This window comes from Bariatricus sp. TF06-38A, from assembly GCF_027690675.1.
Taxonomy (GTDB): Bacteria; Bacillota; Clostridia; order Lachnospirales; family Lachnospiraceae; genus Allocoprococcus; species Allocoprococcus comes.
Window position 1 is genome coordinate 15,893 of the sequence record NZ_JAQFCE010000024.1, and the last position, 14,800, is coordinate 30,692.

20 protein-coding genes are annotated in these 14,800 nt (G+C 38.5%); 3 read left to right on the plus strand and 17 right to left on the minus strand.

Translation table 11 applies throughout. The annotated features are described in order from the left end of the window. The first annotated feature begins 590 nt into the window (after positions 1–590). The 3 genes from PG418_RS15115 to PG418_RS15125 all read left to right on the plus strand — a co-directional run bounded on the left by PG418_RS15115 (position 591) and on the right by PG418_RS15125 (position 2,961). Complete coding sequence (locus PG418_RS15115; RefSeq protein ID WP_002303258.1) at positions 591–800, plus strand: hypothetical protein; 210 nt, start codon at positions 591–593, stop codon at positions 798–800. Between the two features lie 111 nt (positions 801–911). Beyond that, entirely contained in the window at positions 912–2,525 is a 1,614-nt protein-coding gene (locus PG418_RS15120; protein WP_009243663.1) for a recombinase family protein, read from the plus strand. 37 nt (positions 2,526–2,562) lie between these two features. After that, positions 2,563–2,961 carry a helix-turn-helix domain-containing protein gene (locus PG418_RS15125; protein ID WP_498837632.1) on the plus strand — a complete coding sequence of 133 codons (399 nt, stop codon included), beginning with the start codon at positions 2,563–2,565 and terminating at the stop codon, positions 2,959–2,961. 86 nt (positions 2,962–3,047) lie between these two features. Here PG418_RS15125 and PG418_RS15130 read toward each other — a convergent pair whose 3' ends face one another. The 17 genes from PG418_RS15130 to PG418_RS15210 all read right to left on the minus strand — a co-directional run bounded on the left by PG418_RS15130 (position 3,048) and on the right by PG418_RS15210 (position 14,795). Beyond that, a complete protein-coding gene (locus tag PG418_RS15130) occupies positions 3,048–3,221 on the minus strand; it encodes a hypothetical protein (RefSeq protein ID WP_023920558.1) in 174 nt (57 codons plus the stop codon). After that, positions 3,218–4,606 (minus strand): zinc-ribbon domain-containing protein, encoded by a 1,389-nt coding sequence (locus PG418_RS15135; protein ID WP_498837633.1) that lies wholly within the window; start codon positions 4,604–4,606, stop codon positions 3,218–3,220. The genes PG418_RS15130 and PG418_RS15135 overlap by 4 nt, the downstream gene beginning before the upstream one ends. A 137-nt stretch (positions 4,607–4,743) precedes the next feature. Beyond that, the gene (locus PG418_RS15140) at positions 4,744–4,914 is read right to left on the minus strand and encodes a hypothetical protein (RefSeq protein WP_154477473.1); all 171 of its coding nucleotides are present in this window, start codon (positions 4,912–4,914) and stop codon (positions 4,744–4,746) included. A gap of 276 nt (positions 4,915–5,190) precedes the next feature. Further along, positions 5,191–5,655 (minus strand): hypothetical protein, encoded by a 465-nt coding sequence (locus tag PG418_RS15145; protein ID WP_055215903.1) that lies wholly within the window; start codon positions 5,653–5,655, stop codon positions 5,191–5,193. Positions 5,656–5,983: 328 nt separating this feature from the next. Next, positions 5,984–7,213, minus strand: a complete 1,230-nt coding sequence (locus PG418_RS15150) for a site-specific integrase (protein WP_173776408.1) — start codon at positions 7,211–7,213, stop codon at positions 5,984–5,986. 9 nt (positions 7,214–7,222) lie between these two features. After that, positions 7,223–7,504, minus strand: coding sequence for an excisionase (locus tag PG418_RS15155; RefSeq protein WP_023920548.1), 282 nt, complete (start codon positions 7,502–7,504; stop codon positions 7,223–7,225). Further along, a complete protein-coding gene (locus PG418_RS15160) occupies positions 7,470–7,697 on the minus strand; it encodes an excisionase (protein ID WP_002594705.1) in 228 nt (75 codons plus the stop codon). The genes PG418_RS15155 and PG418_RS15160 overlap by 35 nt, the downstream gene beginning before the upstream one ends. A 99-nt stretch (positions 7,698–7,796) precedes the next feature. Beyond that, positions 7,797–8,003 (minus strand): excisionase, encoded by a 207-nt coding sequence (locus PG418_RS15165; protein WP_002594704.1) that lies wholly within the window; start codon positions 8,001–8,003, stop codon positions 7,797–7,799. Next, the gene (locus PG418_RS15170) at positions 7,990–8,556 is read right to left on the minus strand and encodes a type II toxin-antitoxin system PemK/MazF family toxin (protein WP_015530049.1); all 567 of its coding nucleotides are present in this window, start codon (positions 8,554–8,556) and stop codon (positions 7,990–7,992) included. Before PG418_RS15170 ends, PG418_RS15165 begins: the two co-directional genes overlap by 14 nt. Before the next feature lie 105 nt (positions 8,557–8,661). Next, entirely contained in the window at positions 8,662–9,249 is a 588-nt protein-coding gene (locus PG418_RS15175) for a hypothetical protein (RefSeq protein WP_055291085.1), read from the minus strand. Positions 9,250–9,559: 310 nt separating this feature from the next. Then, a complete protein-coding gene (locus tag PG418_RS15180; protein WP_498837634.1) occupies positions 9,560–9,808 on the minus strand; it encodes a hypothetical protein in 249 nt (82 codons plus the stop codon). Beyond that, entirely contained in the window at positions 9,805–10,530 is a 726-nt protein-coding gene (locus tag PG418_RS15185; protein WP_055196061.1) for an ImmA/IrrE family metallo-endopeptidase, read from the minus strand. The genes PG418_RS15180 and PG418_RS15185 overlap by 4 nt, the downstream gene beginning before the upstream one ends. Before the next feature lie 130 nt (positions 10,531–10,660). Continuing rightward, entirely contained in the window at positions 10,661–11,236 is a 576-nt protein-coding gene (lexA, locus tag PG418_RS15190) for a transcriptional repressor LexA (protein WP_242407313.1), read from the minus strand. 537 nt (positions 11,237–11,773) lie between these two features. After that, entirely contained in the window at positions 11,774–12,787 is a 1,014-nt protein-coding gene (locus PG418_RS15195; RefSeq protein WP_118724673.1) for a PDDEXK nuclease domain-containing protein, read from the minus strand. Between the two features lie 108 nt (positions 12,788–12,895). Next, positions 12,896–13,879, minus strand: coding sequence for a helix-turn-helix transcriptional regulator (locus PG418_RS15200; protein ID WP_349126369.1), 984 nt, complete (start codon positions 13,877–13,879; stop codon positions 12,896–12,898). A gap of 20 nt (positions 13,880–13,899) precedes the next feature. Then, complete coding sequence (locus PG418_RS15205; RefSeq protein ID WP_008118560.1) at positions 13,900–14,328, minus strand: hypothetical protein; 429 nt, start codon at positions 14,326–14,328, stop codon at positions 13,900–13,902. 47 nt (positions 14,329–14,375) lie between these two features. After that, a complete protein-coding gene (locus PG418_RS15210) occupies positions 14,376–14,795 on the minus strand; it encodes a nuclear transport factor 2 family protein (RefSeq protein ID WP_003864537.1) in 420 nt (139 codons plus the stop codon). Positions 14,796–14,800: the final 5 nt, after the last annotated feature.

Consider the following 14,800-nt stretch of genomic DNA (forward strand, 5'->3'; position numbering starts at 1 on the left):
CATTCTATTGTTGGCAGTAACGGTATGGTTTGGGTAGTTAGGGTGTGAAAAGAAAAATAATCTTTTTTCGTCATTAACTTAGCAAAATGACAATGTCTATCCCTATATGGTGCAAGAAAAGAAGTTAAAATTTTTCCATTTCAACTTAGCAAATGGACGTTTGCTGTACAGATAGTAGTGAAAAAGGAGAAAATCAACCGTTGATTGCCAAAATGAACCGTTCCATTTGTACTAATAACGGAAAAAGTTTTGGATTTTGGTTACGTTTCCCCTCTTTTCCAACGCGGTATATAGGAAAGATGATTTTCTTCTTTCTTGTTCTTTGACAACTGAATAAAGCAATTCAATACGTTTGACAGACAGCGAGCCGTTGAAACAAATACGCCACGACCTTTCCCCTGCAAGAGCGAGCGAAAACCTATTTGTGTTCTTATAAAAGATTTGTCCTCTTTTATCGCCATGACCTGTACTGTCAGATAATGATACTCCCGTACAGCCACAGCTTGAGCGTTCAGAGCGTCGCACGCAATGGGTACGGCTACATAAGAACTATGCAGAGGTGGAACTCCTGTGGGCTATGACAAAAGCCGTTGAATTGCTTAGAAAGATTTTACAGAAAGGGGGTATGTGTTATTGATAATGCTGTAAAAACAATTCAAAAGAAAAATGGCAAGTGTGGCATTGGCAACAGAGGAAAGACAAAGATTGTAGTAAAAGAGCATTTTTCCGAAAAGGGCAAAACAATGGAAGAACTTCTAACTGATGTCATGCTGGAAAAAGCAAAGCAGACAATCGCATAAAATCAGTGCAGTTGTAAGAAATAGATTGAATGACAAAAAGTACCCGTGTTATACTTTACTTGCAAGCAGGTATTGTAAACACGGGTTAGTTATAAAGGAGGATAACTGACAATGAAACAACAGATTTACAATACTGCACTTTATCTTAGGTTAAGCCGAGATGATGAATTACAGGGCGAAAGTTCCAGCATTACCACACAGAGAAGTATGTTGCGTTTATATGCAAAAGAACATCATTTGAATGTCATTGATGAATATATTGATGACGGCTGGTCGGGAACAAATTTTGACAGACCGAGTTTTCAAAGAATGATTGAGGATATAGAGGCAGGAAAAATCAACTGTGTTGTAACGAAAGACCTTTCCCGTCTTGGCAGAAATTATATTATGACAGGACAATATACAGAATTGTATTTCCCTAGTCATAATGTCCGCTACATAGCGATTGATGACGGTGTAGACAGCGAAAAAGGCGAAAGTGAGATTGCACCATTTAAGAACATCATCAATGAATGGGTGGCAAGAGATACAAGCCGTAAAGTCAAATCAGCATTTAAGACAAAGTTTGCGGAGGGGGCTCATTACAGTGCTTATGCTCCGTTAGGATATAAGAAACACCCTGACATCAAAGGAAAACTGTTGATTGATGATGAAACAAAATGGATTATTGAAAAAATCTTTTCCCTAGCCTATCAAGGTTACGGAAGTGCAAAAATCACAAAGCAGTTAAGAGCAGAAAAAGTTCCGACAGCGTCATGGCTAAATTTTACAAGATACGGTACTTTTGCACATATCTTTGAGGGAAAACCCGAAAGTAAGCGTTATGAGTGGACGATTGCTCATGTCAAGGCGATATTGAAAAGTGAGGTTTATATCGGAAACAGTGTTCACAATATGCAGTCTACGGTATCGTTCAAGAGTAAAAAGAAAGTGCGTAAACCCGAAAGTGAATGGTTTCGAGTAGAAAACACTCACGAGCCGATTATTGACAAGGAAGTGTTCTATCGTGTGCAGGAGCAGATAAAATCAAGACGCAGACAGACAAAGGAAAAGGCAACGCCGATTTTTGCAGGGCTTGTCAAGTGTGCGGATTGTGGCTGGTCTATGAGATTTGGAACGAATAAGGCAAATAAAACGCCTTACAGTTATTATGCTTGCAGTTACTACGGGCAGTTTGGCAAAGGTAATTGTTCTATGCACTACATTCGTTATGATGTGCTGTATCAAGCCGTATTGGAACGCTTGCAGTATTGGGCTAAGGCAGTACAGCAGGACGAAGAAAAGGTATTGAACAAGATACAGAAAGTCGGCAATGCAGAGCGAATACGGGAAAAGAAGAAAAAGGCAAGTACATTGAAGAAAGCCGAGAACAGACAAAATGAGATTGACCGTTTATTTGCGAAAATGTATGAAGATAGAGCCTGTGAGAAGATAACAGAGCGAAATTTTGTGATGTTGTCCAGCAAGTACCAAAAAGAACAGATAGAACTGGAACAGCAGATAACAAGCCTAAGAGAAGAACTAAGTAAAATGGAACAGGATATGATAGGTGCTGAAAAGTGGATTGAGTTAATCAAGGAATATTCCGTACCAAAGGAACTGACAGCACCATTATTAAATGCCATGATAGAAAAAATCCTCATACATGAAGCAACAACGAATGAGGATAACGAAAGAATACAGGAAATTGAGATATATTACCGATTTATCGGAAAAGTTGAGTAATCAACAAGAGTAATATTTTTAACTAAGGGAAACCGGTTTGTCAGTTCCAGATTCCAGTATGCTGATTATTTTGGCGAATGAACTGGATACTACTGTAAGTGAATTACTTGGAGAACCTGTAGCAGAACCGACTACCGATGATTTAAAGATTCTTTCTGAAAAATTAGAAGTTATTAATTTGCAGCTTGCAAAAAGAAGTATAACAAAGGTAAAAACGATTCGATGGATTCCTATTTCATTGTGTGCGGTTATAGTGGTAATATTTATCGCACTTGCATCTACGAATAGTTTTTATTTGAATTGGAATTACAATGATCCTGAGTTGGCAGTGGCAGGAACAATACTGCATGGGTTTGAATTCTTGTTTGTAAGACTCGCACCGATTGTTTTTTTGACTTCGGTGGTTGGAGTTGTGGTGACATATAAGAAAAGATAAATTCCAGTTTGTATGGATAATATTCCCATAAAAAAGACCGCTTGCACTTCGGTGTAGGCGGTCCTCTTATATTCTGGGCAATTTGATTAGATGAATAAATTATGCTTCTTCTTGGCTGCCAATACCTTGCAGAGAACATCATCCACTGCGTCAGTATATCTGCCTTGTTCGAGAAGCTCATTTTTCAGCCGGATAAGTGACTGAATAACTCTGCTCTGTTCTTCGGCTGTTAAGTAAATATGATATTTCTTTTCTCTCATTGGCTGTTCCTCCAGTTCTCAAATACGTTTCTGATAGTCCCGACATCTTCTTCCGTATCGGAAGTAATAAATATATGTACGCTTTGAAAGGCTGCTTTGATACGCTGAGCATAAGCGATTTCTGTTTCATTGGTTTTCATAGGCAACTTGATCCGTTTAATTCCTCTTTGCTGACAGAGATGTTCTTTTAAGATTTCCATATCTTCTGAACCGCTGTTCACTTCAATCGCCACCTGTTCAGATGGAATATAAGTATCAAGCGGTATCCCTAAAACTCTGTCTGAGCCGAGTTCGATTTTCAATCCTTTCATATGTGAATAATAACTGAGGGCAAAAGCCGGAAACACTGATAAATACTCCTGCTCACATATCCTGCAACCTTTTCCGAGAATTGTCCGTTCATTGATCTTCATACTCCATGAATGTCCGTGTCTGCATTTCCACCATGCTCGTTTAGCAGAAGTTCGTGATACTTCTATCGGCTGTATTCTGTTCTGTTCATAATCCCAGTCACTGAGTAGATTTTTATCCGTTGTCGCCAGATCATTGTATCCTGCAAGCACTTCTCTTTCGGCACATACCGGACAAACAGTTCCTTTTATTCGGGCATTGATGACTGACTTCCATTCATTGCCACATTTCTTACAATGCCACCACACATTTTTTCTCGACTTTGCATTGACCTCATCAGGCTGTAACGGATAATTCTTTTCTGACCATTCTTCAGCAATCTCCGGATGTGTTGTTTTCAAATCATTCCTGCCTTTTATAAAGGTATAGCCACTGCAACAAGGACACTTACTTCCACCTGATCGTGTGGAAATGAGCGTATTCCATTCATAACCACAGGTCCTGCACTTCCACCATGCTTTACGATTAGCAAATGCAGTAACTTCCGTTGGCTTCTTCTCATTTTTCTCTGACCATTCGTCTGCAACTTTTGGAACCACTGTCGCAAGGTCATTAAATCCAACAAGCACCTTATTATGGGAACAGTATGGACAACCAGAACCATTGATACTCCTGCTCTTAACCGATGCTGTCCATTCATGCCCCAGTCGGCACTTCCAGATGACATTCTTATGAGAACCTACGGTTACCTCTGTCGGTTTGATTTCATTCTTCTTGGACCACTCAGAAGCCAATCCCGGCTTCAATGTACTTAGATCGTTAATTCCTGCGACTGCTCTCGCCCCGGAGCAGATCGGGCATTTCTCGCCCTTTGACCTTGCCTTAACACTGGTCTGCCATTCATGCCCACAGCTGCCTTTCCACCAGACGACTTTGTTAGAGCCGAATGTAATACCATCTGGTGTCAGTGGCAGATTCTTCTTAGACCACTCAACTATCAATTCCGGATGCACTACTGATAAACTGTTATTCATATCAAAACCTCCACTTCCTCTGTGCTTAAAGTATAGGAAGTTTTTGCTTGATGTTGTAGTTTGCGAAACCCCTTTGAAAATAGAAAAAACCCTTTGAAAAAGGATTTTCCTCTCTCAAAGGGCAATACAGCTATCAATTACACACCATCATCTATATTCAATCGCTGCTTTATTTCTTTTAATAATTTTTCAGGTTCCTCCGTCCTCATTCTTTTGGCAAGCTCAATCATAATTTCCTGTTCTTCTTTGCTCATTTGTTCAAACATGTCCGCCATCTCTTTTTCTCTCGGTGTCAGCCGCATATACATTTCTTGTTCCTCCGATTTTAAGCTCATACAATATCGTATCGACAGAAACATCTTAACGGTTATCCATCTTCTGTGCAAACATCGGTATATGATGTAAAAAATGGGCAATTCCAATCGGAACTACCCATTTATTATTAAAAATATGCGATTTTTCTTGCTCTACACAAATTTCTGCATCAAATGATGTAAGTTTGATGTAAATCACTGTTTTATATGGTTTTGACCAAATGAAGTACATCCCGTCATTTTAGTGAAACGGTACATCCATACATCATCTTAATAGAGCTTTGCACCTGCTGGAATGTGGTTATCAACCATGATCAGATGCAGTTCTTCATCTTCTGAGTCTTTCAGATTATTTACTGCTGATAATAACATACCGCAAGACTCAATTCCCATCATCTTTCTTGGTGGAAGGTTTGTGATGGCGATCAGTGTTTTACCAACCAGTTCTTCCGGCTCGTAATAAGCGTGTATACCGCTTAAAATCGTACGATCTGTGCCTGTTCCATCATCAAGAGTGAACTGAAGGAGTTTCTTTGACTTTGGTACTGCAACACACTCTTTAACCTTTACAGCTCTGAAATCTGACTTGCTGAATGTATCAAAATCAACTTCTTCCTCAAATAAAGGCTCAATCTTTACATTAGAGAAATCAATTTTTTCCGGCTCTGCTTTCATTTCTTCGGCAGCCTGATTTTTTACATCATTTTTCTTATTTACATCACCGAGGGACTTCATTGTCGGGACCCTTTTTGTGGTTCTTTCATACTCGACCAAGCTGGTGTTAATACTATTAAATTCTCCATATTCCAATTATCCCCCATACTTCATATTTTTGCTCTACTTTGAGTCACTTTGCGGGCAAATGATGTAAAATATGATGTAAATGATGTAGGGCGATAGTAGTATATGCAAGAGCATATTCATATACAAGAAATTATAACTTCTCTTATTTACAATGTCAATCCACATCAAAGTAACGCTGCCTTATCTTTTCCTGCTTCAGAACAAGAAAAAAGAACACACAACACTCTGTATGTTCTCTTTCCGTATGTGAAATCCAATATTATACTTTGAAGTAGCTATCCAATCCTTTGAACTCTTCCGCTTTCATTTCTTTTGTAACATCAGCATAGATGTTCAGTGTAGTTGAAATATCTGAATGTCCGAGTGCATCTTGAATGACCTTTATATTTACTCCAGCTTCACACATTCTTGTTGTAAATGTATGTCTAAGCGAGTGACAGCTAAAATGAGGAAGTAATACATCAGGTTCATCACTGTGCAAAAACTGCTCATCATTGCAATCACGGATAATTCTTCGTATTGCTTTGTTGAGTGTGGCTTGGTGCTGTGCCTGACCAAAACGATTGATGAAAATAAAATCTGTATATCCGTCAATCGTGACCTCGCAATGAAGTCCTAAATCTTCCTGCTTCTGTTTCTCATGTTCAAATGCTTCTTTCACAAAACCGAGCATTGGAACCTGCCTCATACTCGCCGGAGTCTTCGTTGTATTTACATTGAAATAACAGCCACTTTTACTCCCCTCAGTTCTGTGGTCATAATATACAAGAGTATGATTAACATCAATCATTCCACTTTCCATATCAATATCACACCATCTCAATCCAGTTACTTCCCCCACACGAAGTCCAGTTCCTATCATTACTGCAAAGACCGGATACCAATGTTCATATACAGGGTGGGTTTTCATGAAATTCAGAAATAGCTCCTGCTCAAGTTTCGTCAACGCTCTACGCTTTTCCGACTGAAAACAATGTGCTTTTTTCAATTCTCTCAACACATTATCTGACGGGTTATTTCTGATGAAGTCATCATCGACAGCAATCTGTAAAACCTGATGAAGAACCGTATGTATATTATCAATCGTTGAAGGCTTCAAATTTCTTTCATCAACAAGATAATTGTAGTATTTCTTAATATCCGATTTCTTCAGCGTTGATATTCTTTTACTTCCAATCACTGGTCGCACAAAAGTATTGTACATATATTTGTAATTTTCAAAGGTATTATTCTTCAGCCCTCTTTTCATATTTGCCCAAAGGTCAAATAATTCATCAATGGTTGTGTATCGTGCTTCGGTCTTAATACCATCACATTTATCTTTCTGAATACGCTTTTCTTTTTCTCTCAGGTCATCTAAAGTTCTTGCGTAAACAAATCTTCTTTTCATCTGGCTGTCCTGCCAGCTAAATTGATAAGTACCGTCTTTTCTCTGAACCTCTCCGGTTTTCAGAACAACCCTTGATTTATCTTTTCTTTTTGTCGCCATTGTATCCTCCTAAATTCTAAACTGCTTATCTATATATTTGTCCAGTCGTTCCCTCACAATATGGATTTTATTGCCTATCCATATTGCAAAGGGACAACCTGCTTGATTAGACAACTCACGCAACTTCGTTCTTCCTATACCAGAATATGCTGCGGCTTCTTCGATTGTCAGCCACTTTCTTTCCCATATCGGTTCTTCAGCATTGCTTATGAGTTTTTCCTGATATGTTCTTACTTCGGCAAGTAAGCGTTCATCATCATTCAAGGAAAGTAAGTTTTTCAATGTATTCATCAAAAATCCTCCTCTTAATCATTCGACGATTTCCTATATGAAGAACAAATGGGCATTCTTCTTGGCTTGTTAGTTTTCTCAGTCTTTCTCTACCTATGCCAGAATATTCAACTGCTTCATCAATCGTCAAATTAGACTTATGCCATATCGGCACATCATATTTTTTTCGGATAATCTTTTCTGTATCTGCCATTACGGAAGCACCTCCTTGTTTTTTTCTGCCCTTATGATAATTTAAAATGAGCGATGAGCCTATCATGCGAACCGACCCATCGCACACTTTACAAATCAGCTATATCGAATACGCATTATCAAGATATTCGTCCAGTTTTCTTCTTTTAATCAGTCGCTTACTTCCATTCCAAAGAACAAAAGGGCAAAACTCCGAGTCGGACATTTCTCTTAATTTTCTTGAGCCAATACCACAATAAGCTGCGGCTTCTTCTACTGTAAGATTGGACTTCTTCCAGATAGGAATAATGATTTTATTTTCTGTCATTGCTCCCCCTCTTTTCTTTCTTGGATGAATATCTGTCGGTAACAACATAATCCCAACCATCCCCATCACACTTATCACATCTGTCTTTTCGCTTCGCAAATGGGTCAAGTCGCCTTACAATATAGTCCGGATTGTGGATGTAATCATTCAGGCACTTCGGGCATAGACAACGAATATTTTCTTTCCCCTCCGGCTTGTAAACCCAAAGTCCAAAAGTCTTTTTCAAAGTTGCGTTTATCTGCCTGAAAAGTTTATCGTCATCTACCGTACCTATGTATTCACGCAAATCCTCTCTATTGACTGTCCGTATCTGCTCCAGAAGAACCATTGACGGTTTCTTCAGTCCAAACTCCTCGCCGAGAATAATGTGTGATGGCAAATATCTTTTCTTGATTACACTTGTAACCGCTGCAACAATAATCGTTGGAGCATTCTGGTTATAATCGTCTGCCTGAACGACAAGCACCGGACGTTCTCCGCTTTGTACTGAACCACTGTTATCTCCAAAGTCATAGTAGAATAAATCCCCACGACAAATCATTTTTTCTTTCATATACATAACCTCACAAGAATCAAATTTTTAAAGTGTCATTCGTATCCGGAATGAAATAACCCCTTCACTCATTTGGACAAAGGGTGCTGAAATGCACACCCAAAATCAGAGATTTTCATAAAATTTGATAAAGTTTTTCTTTGCCGCTGCAATAGACTTATCTACGGAGCTGTAATATACACCCTCCTGCTTTGCAATCGCTCTGGAACTCAGACCGCAGCACACATTCTTCATAAGTCGTTCCCTTTGAAGTGGCTGCAACATTGAAAGTGCTATCCTTGCTTTCCTGATTTCACACTGACGCAATTCTTCTCTTTCCAGTTCAAGCCTTTCTTCCTCTGCTCTTTCAAATGGGTCGTCAAACATAATGGCAAGTTCTTTATGGAACTGTGAGGACATTTCATCGTCGTATCCATAGCAGTCAAGTGTACGACTGCTTCTCTTTGCATACTTGTCCTCATTTCGGTTTGCATCGTCAATTACCTCTCCCTGTGCAATGGAAAGATGTACAAACGGAGAATATCTTTCTATAACAAGGGGATACTTCTCCCAAAGCTCTTTTACCGATAATTCCGTAATAATCGCCCATCTTTCAGCTCCGGTATAACCGTTATATTCGTATTTAAGATTTATCAGTTTACAATCCTTTACAAATAATTCTTCTTGTTCTGTTAATGTAAGTTTGTTTTTCATTTCCGTAATCTCCTTTGAATTTTGAAAAATTGATAAGTTTCAAAATTCGGAGATTACGGGTACTCAGCTATCTGGCACTGCCATACGTTATAAAACATAAAAGTCCTTTCCCAAGTAAGGGAAAAGACCTAATACTGCACGAAGCATAATCGAATAAAACAGCAACAAAAAAACACCGTCGAATCTGGACAGCAAAGAATACTTCTATTCTTCACTTATCCGGCTTCGTACGGTGCTTGGTAGTTTAGCAAATAAATTGCTTATCTCCGCTTACTCGATTAGAAATCGTTTCAATATTTACTTGTAATCTTCATCGCCTGCAATTCCTGACATATCCGTTCCTACGGATTCTGCGGAAGTAAGCGAGATTTAAGATATGGACATTCTTGCATTTCTGACACTTCACACTCAAATGTCCGGTTGCGTCTGAAAAAACTCTTTGTATCCTGAACCCACAAGTCGGGCAGAGAATATCACGCTCTTTCAGACTTTCAGCTTCCACTCTTGACAGAAGCAATCTCTTTTGTATTTCAGGTGCTACCTGAGTCTGTAACCTCATTGAGAAACACCTCCCAGATTTAACTCATTGGAAATGTACTCAAGGATATTGTGATACTCAAATAGCCCCATATCTCTCAATCTGATAACCAAGGCTGTATAAGATACTCCGATATAAGCTGCCATTCTGCGGATAACTGCTTTATCCTTTGAAGTAATGGTATTATCGCCATAAACTCTTATCGGATTTGACTGATTATATTTCGCCAAGGCATTTTCAATAATTCTTCTCGGCATAAGAAGCGAAGCTCCCATTGTATCTGCCTGCCACTCAACAGACGCAAACATCTGAGCCAGTTCCTCTTTGGAATAACTACGCTCACTGTCATACTCTGCATGAAAGCGTCCTTCACTCGGCATTGCATACATCTTACTCAAGATATGATGTGACGCTTCGTGTGCCATTGTAAACCTGCGACGTCCCTGCTCCTTTTCGGCAAGAAGAAATTTATCAAGTACGATGGTATCTTTCGGGAAAACAAAGGGAATAATTTTTCCGTCCTGATGTATCAGCAGTGGTGTTGCTCCATCTGCCAGAAAACCAATCCTGCCTGCATCATCTTCTGCGAAAGAAGCGTATTCAATTCGTAACATAAGAAATTCTGTAATGAAATGTTCTATGTCGATGGATTGAATCACTCGATTGCTAAACTTATTAGCATAAGCTGTTATCAAGCCTTCGCTGATTTCTTCCAACTCGGCTCTTGACATATAAATACTCAAGTTGTGTCCACCTCCGACTCCACCTTGTCCGGCGGTGCAACTCCTCCGGCAAAGTTCTGTTGTATTTCCGCACTATCCAAATTGATTAGATAGCGAATTCCTTCAAGTGTTCTCATTCGTCTGTCCTCTGTTATAGTTCTTTGATGATGTGACAAGCCACACCCTGAATGCAGCACTCATCTACAATGATGTCTTTCATCTTCTTATTTTCCGGATGGAGAATGATTTTCTTATTCTCATCATCTCGGAAGTAGCGTTTCAATGTATTCTGATTATCCACAAGGGCAACTACTATATCGCCCTCGTTGGCTTCTACCTGCTTTTTGACAACCACAAGGTCGCCGTCATCAATCCCTGCTTCAATCATAGACTGACCACTCGCTCTTAATATGAAGAAATCTCCTTTGCCGAAAATAGCAGTAGGAAGTGATACATATTCCTCAATATTTTCTTCTTCATACTGAGGACTGCCACAGGGAATAGAACCTACAATCGGTGTCTGTGTCTGTTCGCCACTGTACTTACGGGTCACATTGGTACTAATCTCCTGCCCATCGTACTCAATCATATTCTTCTCAGCCATCTCTACTAAGTATTTATATGCTGTACCTCTGGCAATTCCAACTGCTTCAGCAATCTTTGTAGTTGATGGGGATTGTCTGTTTTGCAGGTAATAATCCTCGATATACTTTTTTATCTCACTCATAAGTTCAGGACTCTTGCTTCTCATACCTGCACCTCGCTTTCATTTCTATCGGAAGCAGTTTGCTTTCGATAGTTTTATTATACCTGATACGAAGAAATTTTCAAGTAGGTTTTTCGCAAAAGAAAAGAGGTGTCGCAATTTGCTAACACCTCTGCACCTTTTAACTCAATTTATTTCTTTTTAACTTAGTCAATGTTAAAAGTAAAGTTTTTGTTTTCATTGAAAATTACAGCCTATAAAGGCTTTTTTGTTCAATGAACTTTTATCCTGCAATTTGTGCAGACCGTCTGCACAATTAGATTGTTGCCTCACTGTGGCAACAATCTAAGCAATATATAAATCTTCAATAACAGCCGTATAGATTTTGGATTCACGGAGTCCAAAATCTCTAAGAACACTTTTACTATGTATTATCCTTCAGCCAATAACACTGATACAACATATCTGTCATTTTTATTCCATTGAAAATTTCCGCCCATAAAGGCTTTTTGTTCAATGCAATTTAAATTTGCAATTTGTGCAGACGGTCTGCACAAATTACTTTTTCATATCAATTCTACTTCTAATATCTTCTACGGCAGGTAATGCATTTTTCAAATCTAACGGTAAATCCGTGCATAAGTGATATTCACTGACACCAATCGGTTTTGACATATCTCTCAATGCATACTCTGCAATTGTTCTATTTTCATCTCTGCACAAAATAAGTCCCACTGATGGATTATCCTCTGGAGCTTTCACTAAATCGTCTAAAGCAGATAAATAAAAATTCATCTTTCCTGCCTGTTCTGGCTTAAACTCGCCAGTTTTAAGGTCTATTGCTACATAACATCTAAGCTTTGTGTTATAAAACAGAAGGTCTATATAAAAATCTTTTCCTCCAACTTCAAGATGATACTGCTGTCCCATAAAAGCAAAACCAGTGCCTAATTCCATCAGTAGAGAAGTAACATTTTTTACAAGTTCATTTTCTATATCTGTTTCCAACATTTCTTCCGTATAATTGATGAAATCAAACATATATGGGTCTTTCATTGTGCTTACTACCATATCCTTTTGTTCAGCCGGTAATCGTCTTTCAAAATTTGATATTTTGTTAGCAACCGCCTGTCGCTCATATAATTGACTCTTAACTTGGGAAGTCAAATCATCAACTGACCACTTATGTTCCAAAGTTTTTTCCAGATACCATATATATTCTTCTCGATTTGACACTTTACTCATCAATATCTGATGATGACTCCAAGTAATTCTTCCCAATCCGTACTCATCTACATCATCTTCCGTAAAAATCTGTGCAAATTTCTTCATATATTTTAAATTTCTGACAGAATAACCTTTTGCACTTGGAAATCTCATCTTCATATCCTTAGACAGATTTTCCACAAATTTATTTCCCCACTCAGAATTGCGGATAATAACATTTCCAATAAATATATTTGTTTTCATTATCTCACTATTTACACTGACAGAAGCTCTGCATTTAGCCTGATTGACATAATCATTTATTTCTTCTACTGCCTGCAAATATTGATTTGACGGTGTAAGCATATTGACTCCTTCCTAATTGTGCAGACCGTCTGCACAATTTAAAAACATATCATTTTCATATTCATAATAATTGATTTTTCACACAAATTCTAAATCATTTACGAATCACTACTCACTCTCTTGCATATCCTCATCGGCTTTTGCAATCATCTGTCTGTACTGTTCTTTCACACTTTCCGGTGCAAGTATCTGTACTTTTCCATTAAAGCCAAACACCCAACCGAAAAAGGTAGGGCTGGCTGATACTTCGGTCTGTACCCTGAAAGACGTCATATCATACGCAAGGGTTGTCACATCTTCTCCGAAACGGTCAACCATTGTTTTCATCAGACTGTTATCACACCGTAAATCCACAAGAACTTTCTCGCCTGAGAACATAAAGAAAACTTCCTTTGTGTAATTTTCAATATCAAAATCATCAGGCATAGGAATAATGTCCTTATCCAATATCTCAGGTTTTGAAGCAATACGGTCTACTCTGAAATTGATAACCTTACTTTTCTTCTCAGAATATCCGAGAACATAATAATAGTCCCCACACCAGAGAAGTTTATACGGACTGAGCTTATACACTTCGCCCTTGTTCTTCAGAACCTTTTTCTTTAATCCAGTATAATCATAATACTGAAAAGAAATCTGCTTGCCTGCATTGATGGCGTCGTTTATAGCGTCAATAATGTAATATATCTGCTCATTATCCGGCTTAATGCGATTGACCACATAGTTATTACGCTTCAGCTTTGCCACCTGCCCCGGACTGGTCATCGTATGTATCTTCTCAATCAGAGTTTCGCTTTTCTTCTTTGTAATGAACTTCGATGACTCCACTGCATCTATCAGCAGTTTCAGTTCCGGCAATTCAAACTTACGGCTGGCTACAAAATATTTGCTCTGAGTAGAATGGATAGTAACAATATCCATTCCAAACTCCTGAAGTGCAGCAATATCTTTTGTGACCGTCGTTCTATGTGCAGATATTCCGTATTCATCATTCAATATATTGATTAGCTGCGTCGTCGAAAGCGGATGTTCCTCGTCCGTTCGTTCCTCTAATATTTTCTTTAAGTATAATATTCTCGGCTTTGTTTCCATTGTTTGCCCTTTCCAAGCTATTACTCATATAGTCCTTTGAACATTTCTCCCTGTATCACGCTGATTTGTTCAGTCGGAATTACTGTTTCATCCTGCATAATCAGTTTGCGTTCAAATTCATCAATCTTTTTCACTATGCCGGAATGCGTGAGATATGCTCCTCCGGATTTTTTATCATCAGGCACGAAATAAGTTATTGATATTTCCTGTTCTGTGCCGATATTATCTCTAATCATATTTAATTGGTCATTTAATTTCATAATGACTTCATCGCTTAACTCTAACCGTTCATCTGTTAGCCTTGCAGTCTCTTTAATGGCTGCATCGTGTCCTGTAAGTGCCGCAAAAGGTGCAAACTGTGCTGCTCTGTCGTGAAGTGACATACGAGGATGGTTCTTCGATGTCGGATTCGGCAGATTGATTATATCGTCATAGGAATGTTCATCCATCTGTTACAGCACCTCCTTTGCTCGACAAACTTGAATTTATAGTCCTCTCAAAACCAATTTGCTTTTTCTTCTCGAAATACGGGAATATCACTATCTCGATATGGATTGTAATTATGAAGATTGCAACCAAACTCTTTTAATGATTTTATTTTGTTATCCTGTGTCCATACAATTAAAGATATTCCGTCAAATTCTTCAACATTTCCATTATTCATTTTGCTTTTAAAATACCACTCCACGATTGTTTGATTGCCTTGATGAAAAAATTGCTTAATCTCCCAGACAAGAACACTTCCGCGTGTATTCCATTCGTCAAACCAGTGCTTTACCGTTTTGCGGTTTTCATATTTAGGACTCCAACTCTCAGTATATACAACATCATCTGTAAAAATATTGTCAATTCCTAAATCTGCTTTCTTAATCCACATATCAAACCATAAGCGGATAATTTTTTCTCTCTCGTTCATAAAGT